General features: G+C 74.2%; 11 protein-coding genes. 4 read left to right on the top strand and 7 right to left on the bottom strand.

Annotation, left to right across the window (positions count from 1 at the left end; genetic code table 11):
* The first annotated feature begins 33 nt into the window (after nucleotides 1-33).
* Complete coding sequence (locus PX701_RS04425) at nucleotides 34-3,384, top strand: AfsR/SARP family transcriptional regulator (RefSeq protein ID WP_275505609.1); 3,351 nt, start codon at nucleotides 34-36, stop codon at nucleotides 3,382-3,384.
* Nucleotides 3,385-3,447: 63 nt separating this feature from the next.
* Here PX701_RS04425 and PX701_RS04420 read toward each other — a convergent pair whose 3' ends face one another.
* Together PX701_RS04420 and PX701_RS04415 are read right to left on the bottom strand one after the other, a co-directional pair.
* Entirely contained in the window at nucleotides 3,448-4,263 is an 816-nt protein-coding gene (locus PX701_RS04420) for an ABC transporter permease (protein ID WP_275505608.1), read from the bottom strand.
* A complete protein-coding gene (locus PX701_RS04415; RefSeq protein WP_231430318.1) occupies nucleotides 4,260-5,279 on the bottom strand; it encodes an ATP-binding cassette domain-containing protein in 1,020 nt (339 codons plus the stop codon). Before PX701_RS04415 ends, PX701_RS04420 begins: the two co-directional genes overlap by 4 nt.
* Before the next feature lie 192 nt (nucleotides 5,280-5,471).
* Here PX701_RS04415 and PX701_RS04410 point away from each other — a divergent pair, with 192 nt between their 5' ends.
* The 3 genes from PX701_RS04410 to PX701_RS04400 all read left to right on the top strand — a co-directional run bounded on the left by PX701_RS04410 (nucleotide 5,472) and on the right by PX701_RS04400 (nucleotide 8,159).
* A complete protein-coding gene (locus PX701_RS04410) occupies nucleotides 5,472-6,866 on the top strand; it encodes an L-serine ammonia-lyase (protein WP_231430317.1) in 1,395 nt (464 codons plus the stop codon).
* Nucleotides 6,867-6,927: 61 nt separating this feature from the next.
* Nucleotides 6,928-7,125: a hypothetical protein gene (locus PX701_RS04405; RefSeq protein ID WP_231430316.1), complete on the top strand. Its 198-nt coding sequence runs from the start codon at nucleotides 6,928-6,930 to the stop codon at nucleotides 7,123-7,125.
* A 128-nt stretch (nucleotides 7,126-7,253) separates the two neighbouring features.
* Complete coding sequence (locus PX701_RS04400; protein WP_231430315.1) at nucleotides 7,254-8,159, top strand: sulfurtransferase; 906 nt, start codon at nucleotides 7,254-7,256, stop codon at nucleotides 8,157-8,159.
* A gap of 56 nt (nucleotides 8,160-8,215) precedes the next feature.
* Here the strand turns inward: PX701_RS04400 and PX701_RS04395 are convergent, their stop codons facing one another.
* The 5 genes from PX701_RS04395 to PX701_RS04375 form a co-directional block, all read right to left on the bottom strand.
* Complete coding sequence (locus PX701_RS04395) at nucleotides 8,216-8,731, bottom strand: rhodanese-like domain-containing protein (protein WP_231430314.1); 516 nt, start codon at nucleotides 8,729-8,731, stop codon at nucleotides 8,216-8,218.
* Nucleotides 8,732-8,817: 86 nt separating this feature from the next.
* Nucleotides 8,818-10,119, bottom strand: a complete 1,302-nt coding sequence (locus tag PX701_RS04390; RefSeq protein ID WP_275505607.1) for a M18 family aminopeptidase — start codon at nucleotides 10,117-10,119, stop codon at nucleotides 8,818-8,820.
* Nucleotides 10,120-10,174: 55 nt separating this feature from the next.
* A complete protein-coding gene (locus PX701_RS04385; RefSeq protein WP_231430312.1) occupies nucleotides 10,175-11,107 on the bottom strand; it encodes a DnaJ domain-containing protein in 933 nt (310 codons plus the stop codon).
* A 133-nt stretch (nucleotides 11,108-11,240) separates the two neighbouring features.
* The gene (locus PX701_RS04380; RefSeq protein WP_275505606.1) at nucleotides 11,241-12,803 is read right to left on the bottom strand and encodes a DUF7059 domain-containing protein; all 1,563 of its coding nucleotides are present in this window, start codon (nucleotides 12,801-12,803) and stop codon (nucleotides 11,241-11,243) included.
* 70 nt (nucleotides 12,804-12,873) lie between these two features.
* Nucleotides 12,874-13,476 carry an RBBP9/YdeN family alpha/beta hydrolase gene (locus PX701_RS04375; RefSeq protein ID WP_231430310.1) on the bottom strand — a complete coding sequence of 201 codons (603 nt, stop codon included), beginning with the start codon at nucleotides 13,474-13,476 and terminating at the stop codon, nucleotides 12,874-12,876.
* Nucleotides 13,477-13,611: the final 135 nt, after the last annotated feature.

Here is a 13,611-nt window from a genome sequence, read left to right as displayed (position 1 = left end):
CCTGGCGACGGTCGCCGCCGGTAGGCTCGACGCGTGCTGACCGACCGCCGCGACCTCCGCGTCGCGCTGCTCGGCCCGGTCCTCGTCGAGGGTCGGTCGGGCGAGCAGATCGAGCCCGCGGGCGCGCTCGCGAAGGCGCTGTTCGCCGCGCTCGCGGGGGTCGACGGGCGTGCCTCGGGTCGAACGCACGGGCTCGAGGCGATCTCCGACGACCTGTGGGGCGACGACCGGCCCGAGAACGAGCGGGCGGCACTGCAGTCGCTCGTGTCACGGGTGCGCACAACGAGCGCGACCGGGCTCATCGCGTCGCGCCCCGGCGGGTACGCGCTCGACGTGACCCCGGCGCAGACCGATCTCGGACTCGCCGGCGAACTCGGCGGGCGCGCCGCGGAGCTCGCCCGTGGCGGCGACCACCGCGCCGCGATCGGCGTGCTCGACGAGGCCCTCGCCCTCTGGCGCGGCGAGCCGGGGCTCGACCTCGGCCAGGCGCCGATCGGCGCCGAGCTCGCCGACCGTGCGTCGTCGCGTCGCATCGGATTGCTCGAGTTCCGTGCGCGCTGCCTGCTCGACGCCGGTGACGCCGAAGCGGCGATCACCGCCCTCGCTCCGCTCGCGGCGGCCAGCCCGCTCGACGAGCGACTGCACACCTCGCTCATCGCCGCGCTCGCGAGCGCCGGCCGGCGCACCGAGGCGCTCGCGACCTTCGCCCGCGTGCGAGCGACGCTGCGCGACGAGCTCGGGGTCTCGCCCGGCCCCGAACTCGTCGAGCTCAACGCGCGACTGCTCGCCGATCCCGACACGGGCATCGCGCCCGTGGTCGGCGTCGACCCGGTCGCGGACGTCCGGCCCGGGGCATCCGTCACGATCGAGCTGACGCGACCGACGGCCGATGAGGTCCCGTCGCCCGCGGAGACGGCCGATTCCCCCCGACGCCCCGAAGAACCCACCCGGATCGGCCTGCGCGCCGCCCCGAACCGGCTCATCGGCCGCGACGACGACCTGCCGGCGATCCTCGCACTGCTCGACCGGCACCGGCTGGTCACCATCCTCGGCGCAGGCGGGCTCGGAAAGACCCGGCTCGCCCAGGCGGTCGCGGCGCGAGCCGACGCGCCGGCGGTGGTGGTCGCCGAGCTCGCGGGCGTCCGCGACGACGACGACGTCGAGCTCGCGCTCGGCTCGGCGCTCGGCCTCAGGGAGGCCCGTGCGTCGAGGCTCTCCGACGCCGCGAGCCGGCCCGACCTTCGTCAGCGCATCGAGGCGCGCCTCGCCGACACGCCGACCCTGCTCGTGCTCGACAACTGCGAGCAGGTCGTCGACGGCGTCGCCGCCTGCACGGACGAGCTGCTGTCAGCGGTGCCGACCCTGCGCGTGCTCGCGACGAGCCGGAGCCCGATCGCGATCGGCGCCGAGCAGGTGTATCCGCTCGAACCGCTGCCGGCGCGCGTCGGCGACGAAGCCGGGCCCGGCTCGCAGCTCTTCATCGAACGGGCGCTCGCCGTGCGCCCCGATGCCGCCCTCCCCCTCGACGTGGTCGAGCGGCTGTGCGCGCGCCTCGACGGCCTGCCGCTCGCGATCGAGCTCGCCGCGGCGCGCACCCGCGGCATGACCGTCGCCGAGATCGAGGCCCGCCTCGACAATCGTTTCGCACTGCTCGCCGGGCGCGACCGCAGCGCGCCGCCCCGTCAGCGCACCCTCGAGGCCGTCATCGAGTGGAGCTGGGCGCTGCTCACCCCCGACGAGCAACGCGGGCTCGTCCGGCTCTCGACCTTCGCCGACGGCTTCGGGATCGAGGCGGCACAGGAGGTGCTCGGCCCGGGCGCGATCGACGTGCTCGTGGGTCTCGTCGACCAGTCGCTGCTCACCGTGCGCGACGACCGGCTGACGGGTGCCACCCGGTACCGCATGCTCGAGACGGTGCGCGAGTTCGGCCAGCTCCGACTCGCGCAGGCCGGCGAGCTCGCCGACGTGCACGATGCGATGGCCCGGTGGGCCGAGCGGCTCGCCGACGTGCACTTCGTCGGCGGCGGCTCGACGCAGCTCCACGACCTGCGGGTGCTGCGCCTCGAGGAGGAGAACCTCGTCGAGATCCTGCGCCGAGCCAACGCCGAGCGTCGCGTGCCGACCGCGCTGCGGCTCTACGCCGCGCTCGGCTACCTCTGGAACGTGCGCAGCGCGCACGAGGAGGTGCTCGTGTTCGGTGAGGCGATGCTCGAGGCGACCCGCCACGGCGCGCACGAACGCGACCTCGCGGTGCCGGCGATGATCTCGGCGGTGTTCGCAGCCGGCACGTCGCTCGCCTACGGTGCACCGGCCGCGACGCGCGCGCTCGCACGGCTCCGCTCGCATCTCGCCGATCGCTGGCCGCTGCCCGAATGGCTGGCCGCGGTCGCGCGGGTCATCGGCGCGCGCGACCTCGACGCCGCGCTCGCCGACCTCGTGGTCATGTCCGAATCCGCCGACGAGGCGACGGCGCTCATCGGCGCGCTGCTGCGCTGCCAGTTCGATGAGAACGCCGGCGAACCCGCACTCGCCATCGAGCACGCCCAGCGCGCGCACCGGCTCGCGCGGCGCCTCGGCGACGGATGGGCCGAGTCGATGAGCTCGATGATGATGGCGCAGCTCGCCAGCCAGTCGGGCGACCCCGAGCGCGCGTTGCACTGGTCGGCGGTCGCGGTCGACGGCCTCGCCGCCCTCGACGCGGAGCCAGACCTGCTCCAGCTCGAGTGGATGCGCGCGGGCAACCTGCTCTCGGCGGGCCGGTTCGACGAGGTGCGCCCGCTGCTCGACGAACTCGCGGCGAGCGAGCGTCGCACGGCCGACGGCCTCTCGCTCGCAACGGTCGCCGAGCTCGGCCGCGCCGAGCTCGCACGGGCGGATCGCCGCATGGCCGACGCCCGTCGCCACGGTCGGGCGGCCGCCGACTCGTTCGGCGTCCACGAGCGGTCGACCCCGTGGTACCTGATGGTGCTCGCCGATCTCCTCTCCGCGGCGGTGTTCGACGAGCGCGACGCCGACGACGCCGACCGGTGGGCCGCCCGCATCCGGTACCGAACGATCGCGCTCCACCGCGCGTGGCCGGCGTTCACCGACAAGCCCGTGCTCGGCACGGCGGTGCTCGGCTGGTCGGCGTGGGCGATGCGCCGACCGCACCTGCGGGGTCGCGCGCTCGAGCTGCTCGCCCTCGCCGAGCGGATGCACCCCCGGCAGGACCTTCCCGCGCTCAGACTCGAGCCGCACCTCGCGGCCGCCGAGCGCATCGCCGGCGCCGCCGCCCTCGAGCGGGCGCGCGCCGACGTCGCCGACCTCACCCAGCCCGAGCGCGCGGAACGGGCGCTGCGATTGCTCGCAGCGCCCGTCGCGCCCGGTTCGGTCGGCTCGGCCTGACGGTCACCCCCGGCGGGGCGCCGACCCGACGGCCGTCGCCCGCACCGAGGCATCCGCACCGGTCTACGCCTTGCGCATGTACGCGCGCACCGTGAGCGGGGCGAAGATCGCGACCACGACCGCGGCGCCGACGAGCGTCGCCAGCAGGTCGCCCGTGACCTCGGTGCCCATCGTGATGCCGCGCGCGGCGGTCACGAGGTGCGAGACCGGGTTGATGTTCACGAACCACTGCAGCCAGTCGGGCATCGTGTCGGCCTGCACGAACGCGTTCGAGAGGAACGTCAGCGGGAACAGGATGAGGAACGAGATGCCCTGCACCGAACCGGCCGATCGCGCGATCACGCCGAAGAAGGCGAAGATCCAGCTGAGCGACCATGCTGCGACGATCACGACGAGGCTCGCCGTCACGACGCTGCCGATGCCGGCCTCGGGCCGGTAGCCCATGACGTACCCCGCGACGAAGGTGAGCACGGTCGCGATGCCGTAGCGCACCGTGTCGGCGAGCAGCGCGCCGGCGAGCGGTGCGACGCGCGCGATCGGCAGCGAGCGGAACCGGTCGAACACGCCCTTGTCCATGTCCTCCCGCAGCTGCACGCCCGTGACGACCGACGTCGTGATGACGGTCTGCACGAGGATGCCGGGCAGCAGGAACGGCAGGTACGTCATCGCATCGCCGGCGATCGCGCCGCCGAAGATGTAGGTGAACATGACGGTGAACAGGATCGGCTGCACGGTGACGTCGATGAGCTGCTCGGGCGTGCGCTTGATCTTCAGGAGACCCCGCCAGGCCATGCTGAACGAGTTGCGCACCGTCTGGCCGAAGCCGACGTGGTTCTTGAACGTGCGGGCGGCGCCCGGCACGATGGTCGCGGTGGTCATGCGCGGCTTCCTTCGAGTTCGAGATCGGATGCCTCGTCGCCGGCCCCTTCGGGCTCGGCGCTGTGGCCGGTGAGCGTGAGGAACACCTCGTCGAGCGTGGGCTTCTGCACGCTGAGCTCGGCGAGGTGGATGCCCGCGTCGCGGAACGTGACGAGGAGCTCGGCGACGCGATCCGCGTCCTGCATGGGGGCGGTGAGGCGGGCGGCCTCGGGGCTCGCGGTGGCGTGCACGCCGAGCACGCGCTCGATCGCCGCCTGGGCGTCGCCGAGGTCGCGCGGGTCGATGAGCCGCAGTTGCAGGCTCGACTCGCCGACCGATGCCTTGAGCTCGTCGCCCGTGCCCTCGGCGACCACGCGGCCGCGGTCGATCACCGCGATGCGATCGGCGAGCTGGTCCGCCTCGTCGAGGTACTGGGTCGTGAGCAGGACCGTCGAACCGGTCGCGACGAGTCGTCGGATCGTCTCCCACATCTGCGCGCGGGTGCGCGGGTCGAGGCCGGTCGTCGGCTCGTCGAGGAAGATGAGCGGCGGCTGTGCGATGAGGCTCGCCGCGAGGTCGAGCCGACGGCGCATGCCGCCCGAGAACTGCTTGAGCGGCCGCTTGGCGGCCTCGGTGAGCCCGAACTCCTCGAGGAGCTCACCGGCCTTGCGCTTCGCGTCGCGCCGGCCGAGGCCGAGCAGGCGCGAGAAGAGCACGAGGTTCTCGGTCGCCGAGAGCGTCTCGTCGACCGAGGCGTACTGCCCGGTGACGCCGATGAGCTGGCGCACGACCTGCGCCTCCCGCTGCACGTCGTGGCCGAAGACGCGGGCCGTGCCGGCGTCGGGGCGCAGCAGCGTCGCGAGCATCGAGATCGTGGTGGTCTTGCCGGCCCCGTTCGGGCCGAGCACGCCGTAGACGGTGCCGGTGGCGACCCGCAGGTCGACCCCGTCGACCGCGCGGTGCTCGCCGAAGGTCTTCACGAGGCCGTCGGCCTCGATCGCCCAGTCTCCCCGGGCTCGGGTGTTGGTGATGTCCATGCACGCCATGCTTCCGCCGCGCGCTCGCAGCGCGCTGTCGCGGTGCTGTCGGCGCACTGTCGCGGTGCCGTCGGTGCGCCGTCGCCGCGTGGTCGCGGATACTGCCGCGGATGTGCGCGAGATCGGCGGTCGACGCACGATTCTTCGAACCGCAGCGGCATCCGTGCGCGCCGTGCGACGTACCCTTGAGGGGTGACAGCGTTCGTCTCCGCCCTCGATCTGTTCTCGATCGGGATCGGCCCCTCGAGTTCGCACACCGTCGGCCCCATGCGGGCGGCTCGCATGTTCGTCGAGTCGCTCGATGCCCGCGGTGTGCTCGGCGACGTCACGCGCGTGTCGTGCTCGCTCTACGGCTCGCTCGGCGCGACCGGCCTCGGGCACGGCACGCCCGACGCCGTCGTCGCCGGCCTCGCCGGCCTCGAGCCGCACGACTGCGACCCCGCCGACGTGCGCGACGCGTGGACCCGCCTCGCCGACGCGGGCGACACCGGCGCCGAGATCCGCCTCCTCGGCGCGCACCCCGTGCGGCTGCGCCAGAGCGACATCTCCCTCGAGCCGCGCACGCGCCTGCCCGGCCACCCCAATGCCATGACGCTCCAGGCGTTCGGCGAAGGGCCGCTGCCCATCGCCGAGGAGACCTACTACTCCGTCGGCGGCGGCTTCATCCGCCGCGACGGCGACCCCGCCGCCGAGGCCGAGGCCCTGCGCCATCCGCTCCCCTACTCCAACGCCGCCGAACTGCTCGCCCTCTGCGACGAGCACGGCGTCTCGTTCTGCGACGTCGCCAGGCACAACGAGATCGCCGTGCACGGCGAGGCCGGCATCGACGCAGGGCTCGACGCCATCTGGGACGCGATGGCCGAGTGCGTCGAGCACGGCCTCGAGACCGAGGGCACGCTGCCCGGCGGCCTCCGCGTCAAGCGGCGCGCACCCGACGTGCGCCGGCGCCTGGAGGCCTACGACCGCGACGAGATCGAGTCGACGGCGCACCGCGACACGTCGACCGAGTGGCTGCACGCCTTCGCACTCGCCGTCAACGAGGAGAACGCCTCCGGAGGCCGGGTGGTGACCGCGCCGACGAACGGCGCGGCCGGCATCCTGCCCGCCGTCGGCCACTACTACCTGCGCTTCGTGCCGGGCGCCGACCGGGCGGGCATCCGCCGGTTCCTGCTGACCGCGTCGGCGATCGCGAGCCTCGTCAAGAAGAACGCGTCGATCTCGGGCGCCGAGGGCGGCTGCCAGGCCGAGGTCGGCTCAGCGTGCGCGATGGCGGCGGGTGCGCTCTGCGCCGTGCTCGGCGGCACCCCCCAGCAGATCGAGAACGCGGCCGAGATCGCGATGGAGCACCACCTGGGCCTCACGTGCGACCCGGTCGCCGGACTCGTCCAGGTGCCCTGCATCGAGCGCAACGCGATCGCCGCATCGACCGCGGTCTCGGCGGCCCGGCTCGCGCTGCACGGCGACGGCACGCACCTCGTCTCGCTCGACACGGTCATCGAGACGATGCGCCAGACGGGCCTCGACATGATGACGAAGTACAAGGAGACGAGCGAGGGCGGCCTCGCCGTCAACGTCATCGAGTGCTGACCTGCGTGTCCCCCACTCGGGGACCCTCCCGGACCCGACGCGTTTCTGCCATGGTGGCCCCATGGAAAGCGACCCGACGATCGATCCGAACTTCTTCCTCGGCGCCGGCCTCATCGGCCTCATCATCGGCGTGGTGATCTACCTCGCCGTGCTCGCCCTGATGCTGTGGATCGGCTACCTCATCATCAAGGCCGCGGTGCGCAACGGCCTCCGCGAGCACACGCTCTGGCTCGAGAGCCGGCGCGGACCGCTCCGCTGAGCCGCCGCCGGCTCGTGCACCGCGCGGCCGCAGCCGTTCGCGCGGCACGCGCGTCGCCGTGCTACGCCTCGTGACGGCCTGTTGCGGTCCGGCCGCGCCGGCCGGCAGCGGCGCCTAGCGTGGCCGGCATGACTCTCGACGCGACCTCGGATCCGCTCACCGTGCCCGGCCCGCTCGTCTCGACCGGCTGGGTGGCCGAACACCACGACGACGAACGACTCGTCGTCGTCGACGCGACGGTGCTCGGCGTCGACGCGGCGACGGGATTCCACTGGCTGAGCGGGCTCGACGATCACCTCATCGCCGGGCACCTGCCCGGCGCCGTCTTCGCCGACCTGCTCGAGGAGTTCTCTGACCCGGGCAGCCCGTTCGCGTTCACCCGCCCCGACCTCGACCGCCTCACCGAGGCCGCACGCGGCCTCGGCATCGACGACGGCACCGCGGTCGCCGTGTACGACGCGTCGATCGGCCATTGGGCCGCCCGCCTCTGGTGGCTGCTCCGCTCGGCCGGCTTCGCGAACGTCGCCGTGATCGACGGCGGCTTCGAGCGGTGGCGGGCCGAGGGCCGCGAGGTCGAGACGGGGTACCGCGAGCCGCGCGCCGCCGGCCCGCTGCGCCTCACGGCGCAGCCCGGCTACTGGGCCGACCGCGAGGAGGTGCGCCGCATCGTCGCGGGCGACGAGCGCTCCGCCCTCGTCTGCGCCCTGCCACGGGGCGACTTCCGCGGCGAGACCGGCAAGCGTGCGCGGCGGGGCCACATCCCGGGCAGCGTCAACGTGCCCGTGGGCTCGCTCGTCGACCGCGAGACGCGCGTCGCGCTCCACGGGGACGCCCTCGCCGAACGTCTCGCCCCGGCGGTCGACGCGGCCGACGCCGCGACGGGCCGGTTCGTCGTCTACTGCGGTGCGGGCATCGCCGCAGCGGGCACCGCGCTCGCGCTCCGGCGATCCGGCCATCCCGACGTCGCCGTCTACGACGGGTCGCTCGACGAGTGGCTCGCCGACCCCGAGGCGCCGCTCGTCGCCCTCACCTGACCCGATGTCCCGGTCGCGACCGGCGAGGGGCGACGAGCGCCGCACCGCCGTGCGCCTCAGCAGGCGCAGGTGATGCCGGCCGCCTCGGCGGCCGTCACCGGTGAACCGGCGAGCCCCGCCGAAGCGACGTTCGTGAGCGGGTCGGGCACCCGCTGCGCGAGCCCCTCGTCGGTCTCGTAGGCGAAGCCCTCGCGCACCCAGTACTCGAACCCGCCGATCATCTCCTTCACCGGATGGCCGAGCCGGGCGAACTCGAGCGCCGCTCGCGTCGCCCCGTTGCACGCCGGCCCCCAGCAGTAGACGACGACCGGAACGCCGGAGGGCACGAGCGCCGCCGCCTCCCCCGCGATGCGGCGACCCGGCAGGTGCACCGCGCCGGGCACCCGCCCCTGCGCCCACGCGGCCTCGTTGCGGGTGTCGACGAGCACGAAGCCCGGCGCGCCAGCGGCGAGCTCGGCGGCGACGTCCGAGACATCCGTCTCGAACGCGAGTCGGCCCTCGAAGTGACGGATCGCGGACTCGGAGTCGGCGGCGGTCCGGAAGATCGAGGAGGTCGTGATCGTGTCGGTCATGCGCCCAGACTGGCAGGCCCAGCGCCGTCGGCGGGACGGAAATCGCGCCAACGCGGCGCGACTTCCCGCCAACCGCTCGCGGGTGCTCAGGCTCCGGCGAAGAAGGCGGTCGCAGCGGCGCCGAGCGCCGCGAGGTCGTCGACGTGCGCGAGCTCCCGGGCCGAGTGCATCGACAGCAGCGGCACGCCCACGTCGACCGTGCGGATGCCGAGACGGGTCGCCGAGAGCGGACCGATCGTCGATCCGCACGGGATCGCGTTGTTCGACACGAACCGCTGCACGGGCACGCCCGCGGCACGGCACACGCCGGCCCAGAGCGCACCGCCGAGCGCATCGCTCGCGTAGCGCTGGTTCGCGTTGAGCTTCAGCAGCGGACCGCCACCGAGAACCGGGCGGTTCGCCGGGTCGTGACGGTCGGCGTAGTTGGGGTGCACGGCGTGTCCCGCGTCCGACGAGACGATCCAGCTCGCCGCGTGGGCGCGTCGGCGTTCGTCGTCGGAGGCGCCGAGGACCGAGGCGATGCGGGAGAGCACGTCCTCCAGGAACGGCCCGCTCGCGCCCGAGCGCGACTCCGAGCCGAGCTCCTCGTGGTCGAAGGCGGCGAGCACGCTCACGTGCTCCGCGTCGGACGGCGCCCGCAGGAGCGCGACGAGCCCGGCGTGCACCGAGGTCAGGTTGTCCATGCGGCCCGAGGCGAACAGCTCGCCCGAGCGGCCGAAGCGGGTCGGCGCGGCCGTGTCGGCGACGAGCACGTCGTGCCCGACGATCGCCGCGCCGGGCACGCCCGCCAACGCGGCGAGCTCGTCGAGCAGGTCGGCGTCGTCACCGGTGCCGACCCCCCAGACCGGCTGCGTATGGCGCTGCTTGTCGAGCAGGAGGCCCTTGGAGTTCACCTCGCGGTCGAGGTGGATCGCGAGCTGCGGGATGCGCAGCATCGGCCCCGTTCGCACGAGGTGCACGGCGCCGTCGTCGGTCGCGATGCGGCCCGCGAGCTCGAGCTCGCGGTCGAGCCAGGAGTTCAGGAGCGGCCCGCCGTAGACCTCGACCGAGGCCTGCAGCACGCCTTCGCTGACCGTCTGCCCGTTGGGCTTCAGCTTGAACGACGGCGAATCGGTGTGCGCCCCGAGGATGCGGTACGGCGTGGTCGGCACGGCGCCGTCGGGTTGCATCCACGCGATGACCGCACCGTCGCGCACGACGACGCGACGCCCGGGACCGGTGGGCCATTCGGCGGTCTCGTCGAGCCGCTCGAACCCGGCCGCCTCGAGACGGCGGGCGACCTCGGCGGCGGCGTGGTACGACGAGGGCGAGGCCTGCACGAAGTCGGCGAAGTCGGCGATGTGGGCGTCGAGGTCGGGCACGGATGCGGCGGCGGCGTCAGCTGGCATGGTTCCATCCAACACCGCGAACGGGCGGCGGGCGAACCGGGCGGCCACCGGGGGCTCAGGCGAACCGCACGACCGCCTGCAGGCGCGAGCGCACCTCCATGACCTCGGTGCCGCCGAGGTGCGCCGATCCGGGCAGGCCCTCGCGCACGGCGCTCGCGAGACGCGAACGCCGGACGAGCGCGACGACGGCGCCGCGCACCGACCCGCCGAGTTCGAGCGGCTCGCCGGCGTGGTCGTCGGGCACGACGATCATGAGCGCCGTCGGCTTCGCCTTCGCTGCCCGTCCGATCGCCTTGGCCCGCGCCGCGAGCGCCTTGAACGGCCGCTCGCCCGCGAGCGCCTCGCCGACGAGTTCACCGCGCTTGAGCGCGACGGGCCCGCCCCAGTCCTCCGACTGGATCGCGAAGAGCCCCGTGGGACCGAGCACGAGGTGGTCGAGTTTCGGCGGCAGGCCGTGCCCCGCGGCATCCGTCGCGACGTCGTGCCAGATCGTGTACGCGATGCCGAGCGTCGCGAGCGCCCGGGCGCTCGCCTCCTCGGCGAGCGCGTCGGCGAGGAGGTGCCGGATGCCGCGGGGCGCACCGCGCACGAGCGCCGGGTCGTACGGATCGGGAAGCGAGGCGCCCCGCCCGACCCACTCGCGGATCGACTCGAGGTACCGCTCGCGCGAGAGCCCGCCTGGGTGGCCGTACGACCGCGCGAGCGGCCGCGAGTCGCGCCGCGGCCGGGGCGCGGCGGGCGCCCATGCCTCACGACTCGGCGCGGTGCCGACCGTGCCGCGACCGCGGTCGAACGCGGCCCGCGCCGCCGGCGTGCCGACGAGCGCCCACGCCGACTGCACCGCGTGGAACTTCGCGGGGTCGCCGCCCGTGTCGGGGTGCGCCTCGCGCAGGGCCCGGCGGTAGGCGGCGCGCAGGGTCGCCTCGTCGGCGTCGGCTGCGACGCCGAGCAGTTCATAGGGCGACGCTGACAGGGGGCTCTCGGGCATTGGCTCGCTTTCGTTGCGAGCACGAGAATACCGCGCACGAATCGGCCGGCCCTCTGAATTCGTCGGTGTCGGCGCCGTGCGCAGGTCGGCCCCGAGGAGGATGCCGCTGCTCCGATCCGCGCCGACCGGTGCGTCAGTCCGCCGGCAGCAGCAGGAAGCCGTCGTCGACGAGTTCCCGCACCTCCGGCAGCAGCTCTGCGGCGAGCGCCGCCCCGTCGACCTCGAGCAGCTGCGCGAGTGCGGCGACGATCGCGCCGACCGCGAGTTCGCCGTCGCAGGCGCCGACGAGTGCGGCCAGTGCCGTGCCGGGCGAGATCGTGCGCGCGAACCCGCCGCCCTGCCGCAGCAGCATCGCCGTCGGGTCCGCGTCGCCGGGCCAGTAGTGGCGCTCCTCGGTGACGTCGCCCGCGACGGTCAGGCGCAGCGCGGCGAGGGCCCCGTCGTCGAGGGACGCCAGCCGGTCGTGCGCCGCGAGGCACTGCGCGAGGTGCCCGCCGAGGCCCGCGGGGTTCGACCCGATCGCGCCGTGCCGGCGCTCGACCCGGGCGAGCCCGTCGGTCGCGGATGCCGCGGCCGAGGCATCCCCGCCGACCGGCCGTCGCAGCACGACGTACCCGAAGCCGACCTCGGTGACCCCGCGCGCCGCGAAGTCGTCGAGCCACGCGTCGTAGAGGCGGTCGAAGGCCGCGGTACCCGACCTCGTGCCGCCGTCGCGGATCCACGTCTCGGCATACTCCGTGACGGGCTGCACCTCGCGCTCGACGATCCAATGGTCGAGTCCGTGCGCCCATGCCGCGGCGCGCTCGAGCCCGTCGTCGTCGCCGCGATACTCCCAGTTGGCGAGCAGCTGCGCGGTGCCGCCGGGCTCGAGGTGCTCGGCGCAACCGCGCACTACCGCTTCGACGAGCGCGTCGCCCACCATGCCGCCGTCGCGGTAGTCGTACTCGGGAACCCCCTCGGTGCGCGGCGTGATGACGAACGGCGGGTTCGAGACGATGCGGTCGAACCGCTCGCCGGCGACCGGTTCGAACAGGCTCCCGAGGCGCAGTTCGACGCCCTCGATGCCGTTGAGCTCGAGGTTCATGCGGGCGAACTCGAGCGCCCGCTCCGAGATGTCGGTCGCGACGACCTCGTCGGCGAATCGCGACGCGTGCATGGCCTGGATGCCGCAGCCGGTGCCGAGGTCGAGCACGCGTCGGGCGGGCGTCGGCAGCATGAGCCCCGAGAGCGTCGTCGAGGCGCCGCCGACCCCGAGCACGTGGTGCTCGCCGAGCGCGTGTCCGAGCGCGAGCTCGCCGAGATCCGAGAGGATCCACCAGTGCGCTTCGCCGTGCGCGTCGCCGAACGCGTAGGGGCGCAGGTCGAGGGCGGCGACGACGAGATCGCCGTCGCGCCGGATCAGCCCGAGCTCGACCGCGTCGTCGAGACCGAGTCGCGGCAGGGCCTCGGCCGCCTCGTCGGCCGGCACCGGCAGCCCGAGCACGAAGAGCTCGGCGAGGGTCGCGAGCACCGCACCGCCGGCGTGCGCGCGACGGCGGCCGTCGAGCACTCGCCGGGCGGGCACGCGTTCGCCCCGGTGCAGCGCCGCAGCCGCAGCCCCGCCCCAGAGGCCGTCGAGCGCGTCGACCGTGAAGTCGACGGCGCGCAGGTCCTCGGCGAGGCGGCTGAGGGGTTTCGGGGTGCGTGCGGTGTCCACCGGACCATTCAAGCAGCGGAGACCGCACGGGTGCGGTGACGGGGCTCATCGCGGTCGCGTGCCGCGCCGCTCATCCGGTGGGCGAGCCGGGGTCGAGCACGAGGTCGAGCACGAGCGGGAACGGACCGTACCCGTCGCCGATCGTGAGGTGGCCGCCGCCCGGCACCGTCACGCGCTCGAGCCCGAAGACCTCGGCGAAGGCGACCGTTCCAGCCGGGTTGACCGGGTCGTCATCGCCCTGCACCACCATCGGTGCCGCGATGCTCGCCGCCGCGAGCGCCGCCGCGACCGCGTCATCCTCACCGGTGTCGGCGGTGAGGAACCCGGAGATCTCGGGCGTCCGCTCGAGGAATCCGTCGGAGGGCGGTGAGACCAGGATGACGCGAGCCGCCGCCGGGTCGTCGAGCCCCGACTCGCGCCGGGCGACCGCGTACGCGAGCCACAGCGCGCAGCCGAGGCTGTGCGCGACGACGGTGAGCTGCGACGGCGTCGTGCCGACGAGCTCGGCCTCGAGTGCGGCCAGCCAGCCGGCACGGACCGGGGTGTCGGCATCGGGCAGCTGCGGGTACCGCACGTCGTGGCCGCGGGCGTCGAGCTCTTCGGCGAGCCAGCGCTGCCAATGCCCCTCGGGTCGATGGTTCTGCCAGCCGTGCAGGATGAGCACCTCGCCCACGTCGTCTCCCGTCGTTCGTCCGGCCGTGATCGCCGGCCGCGGCCATCAGTCAAGCGCCTCGCGCGGCGGCGTGCACGGGCGAATGTCACAGAGCCGTCATCTGCGGGTCATCTGGCATTGCGCCCCGTAACCCGC

This window comes from Agromyces chromiiresistens (assembly GCF_029167465.1).
GTDB classification, from domain to species: domain Bacteria; phylum Actinomycetota; class Actinomycetes; order Actinomycetales; family Microbacteriaceae; genus Agromyces; species Agromyces chromiiresistens.
The sequence above is the reverse complement of the archived record's forward strand: the minus strand, read 5'-3'. Positions and strand labels throughout refer to the sequence as shown.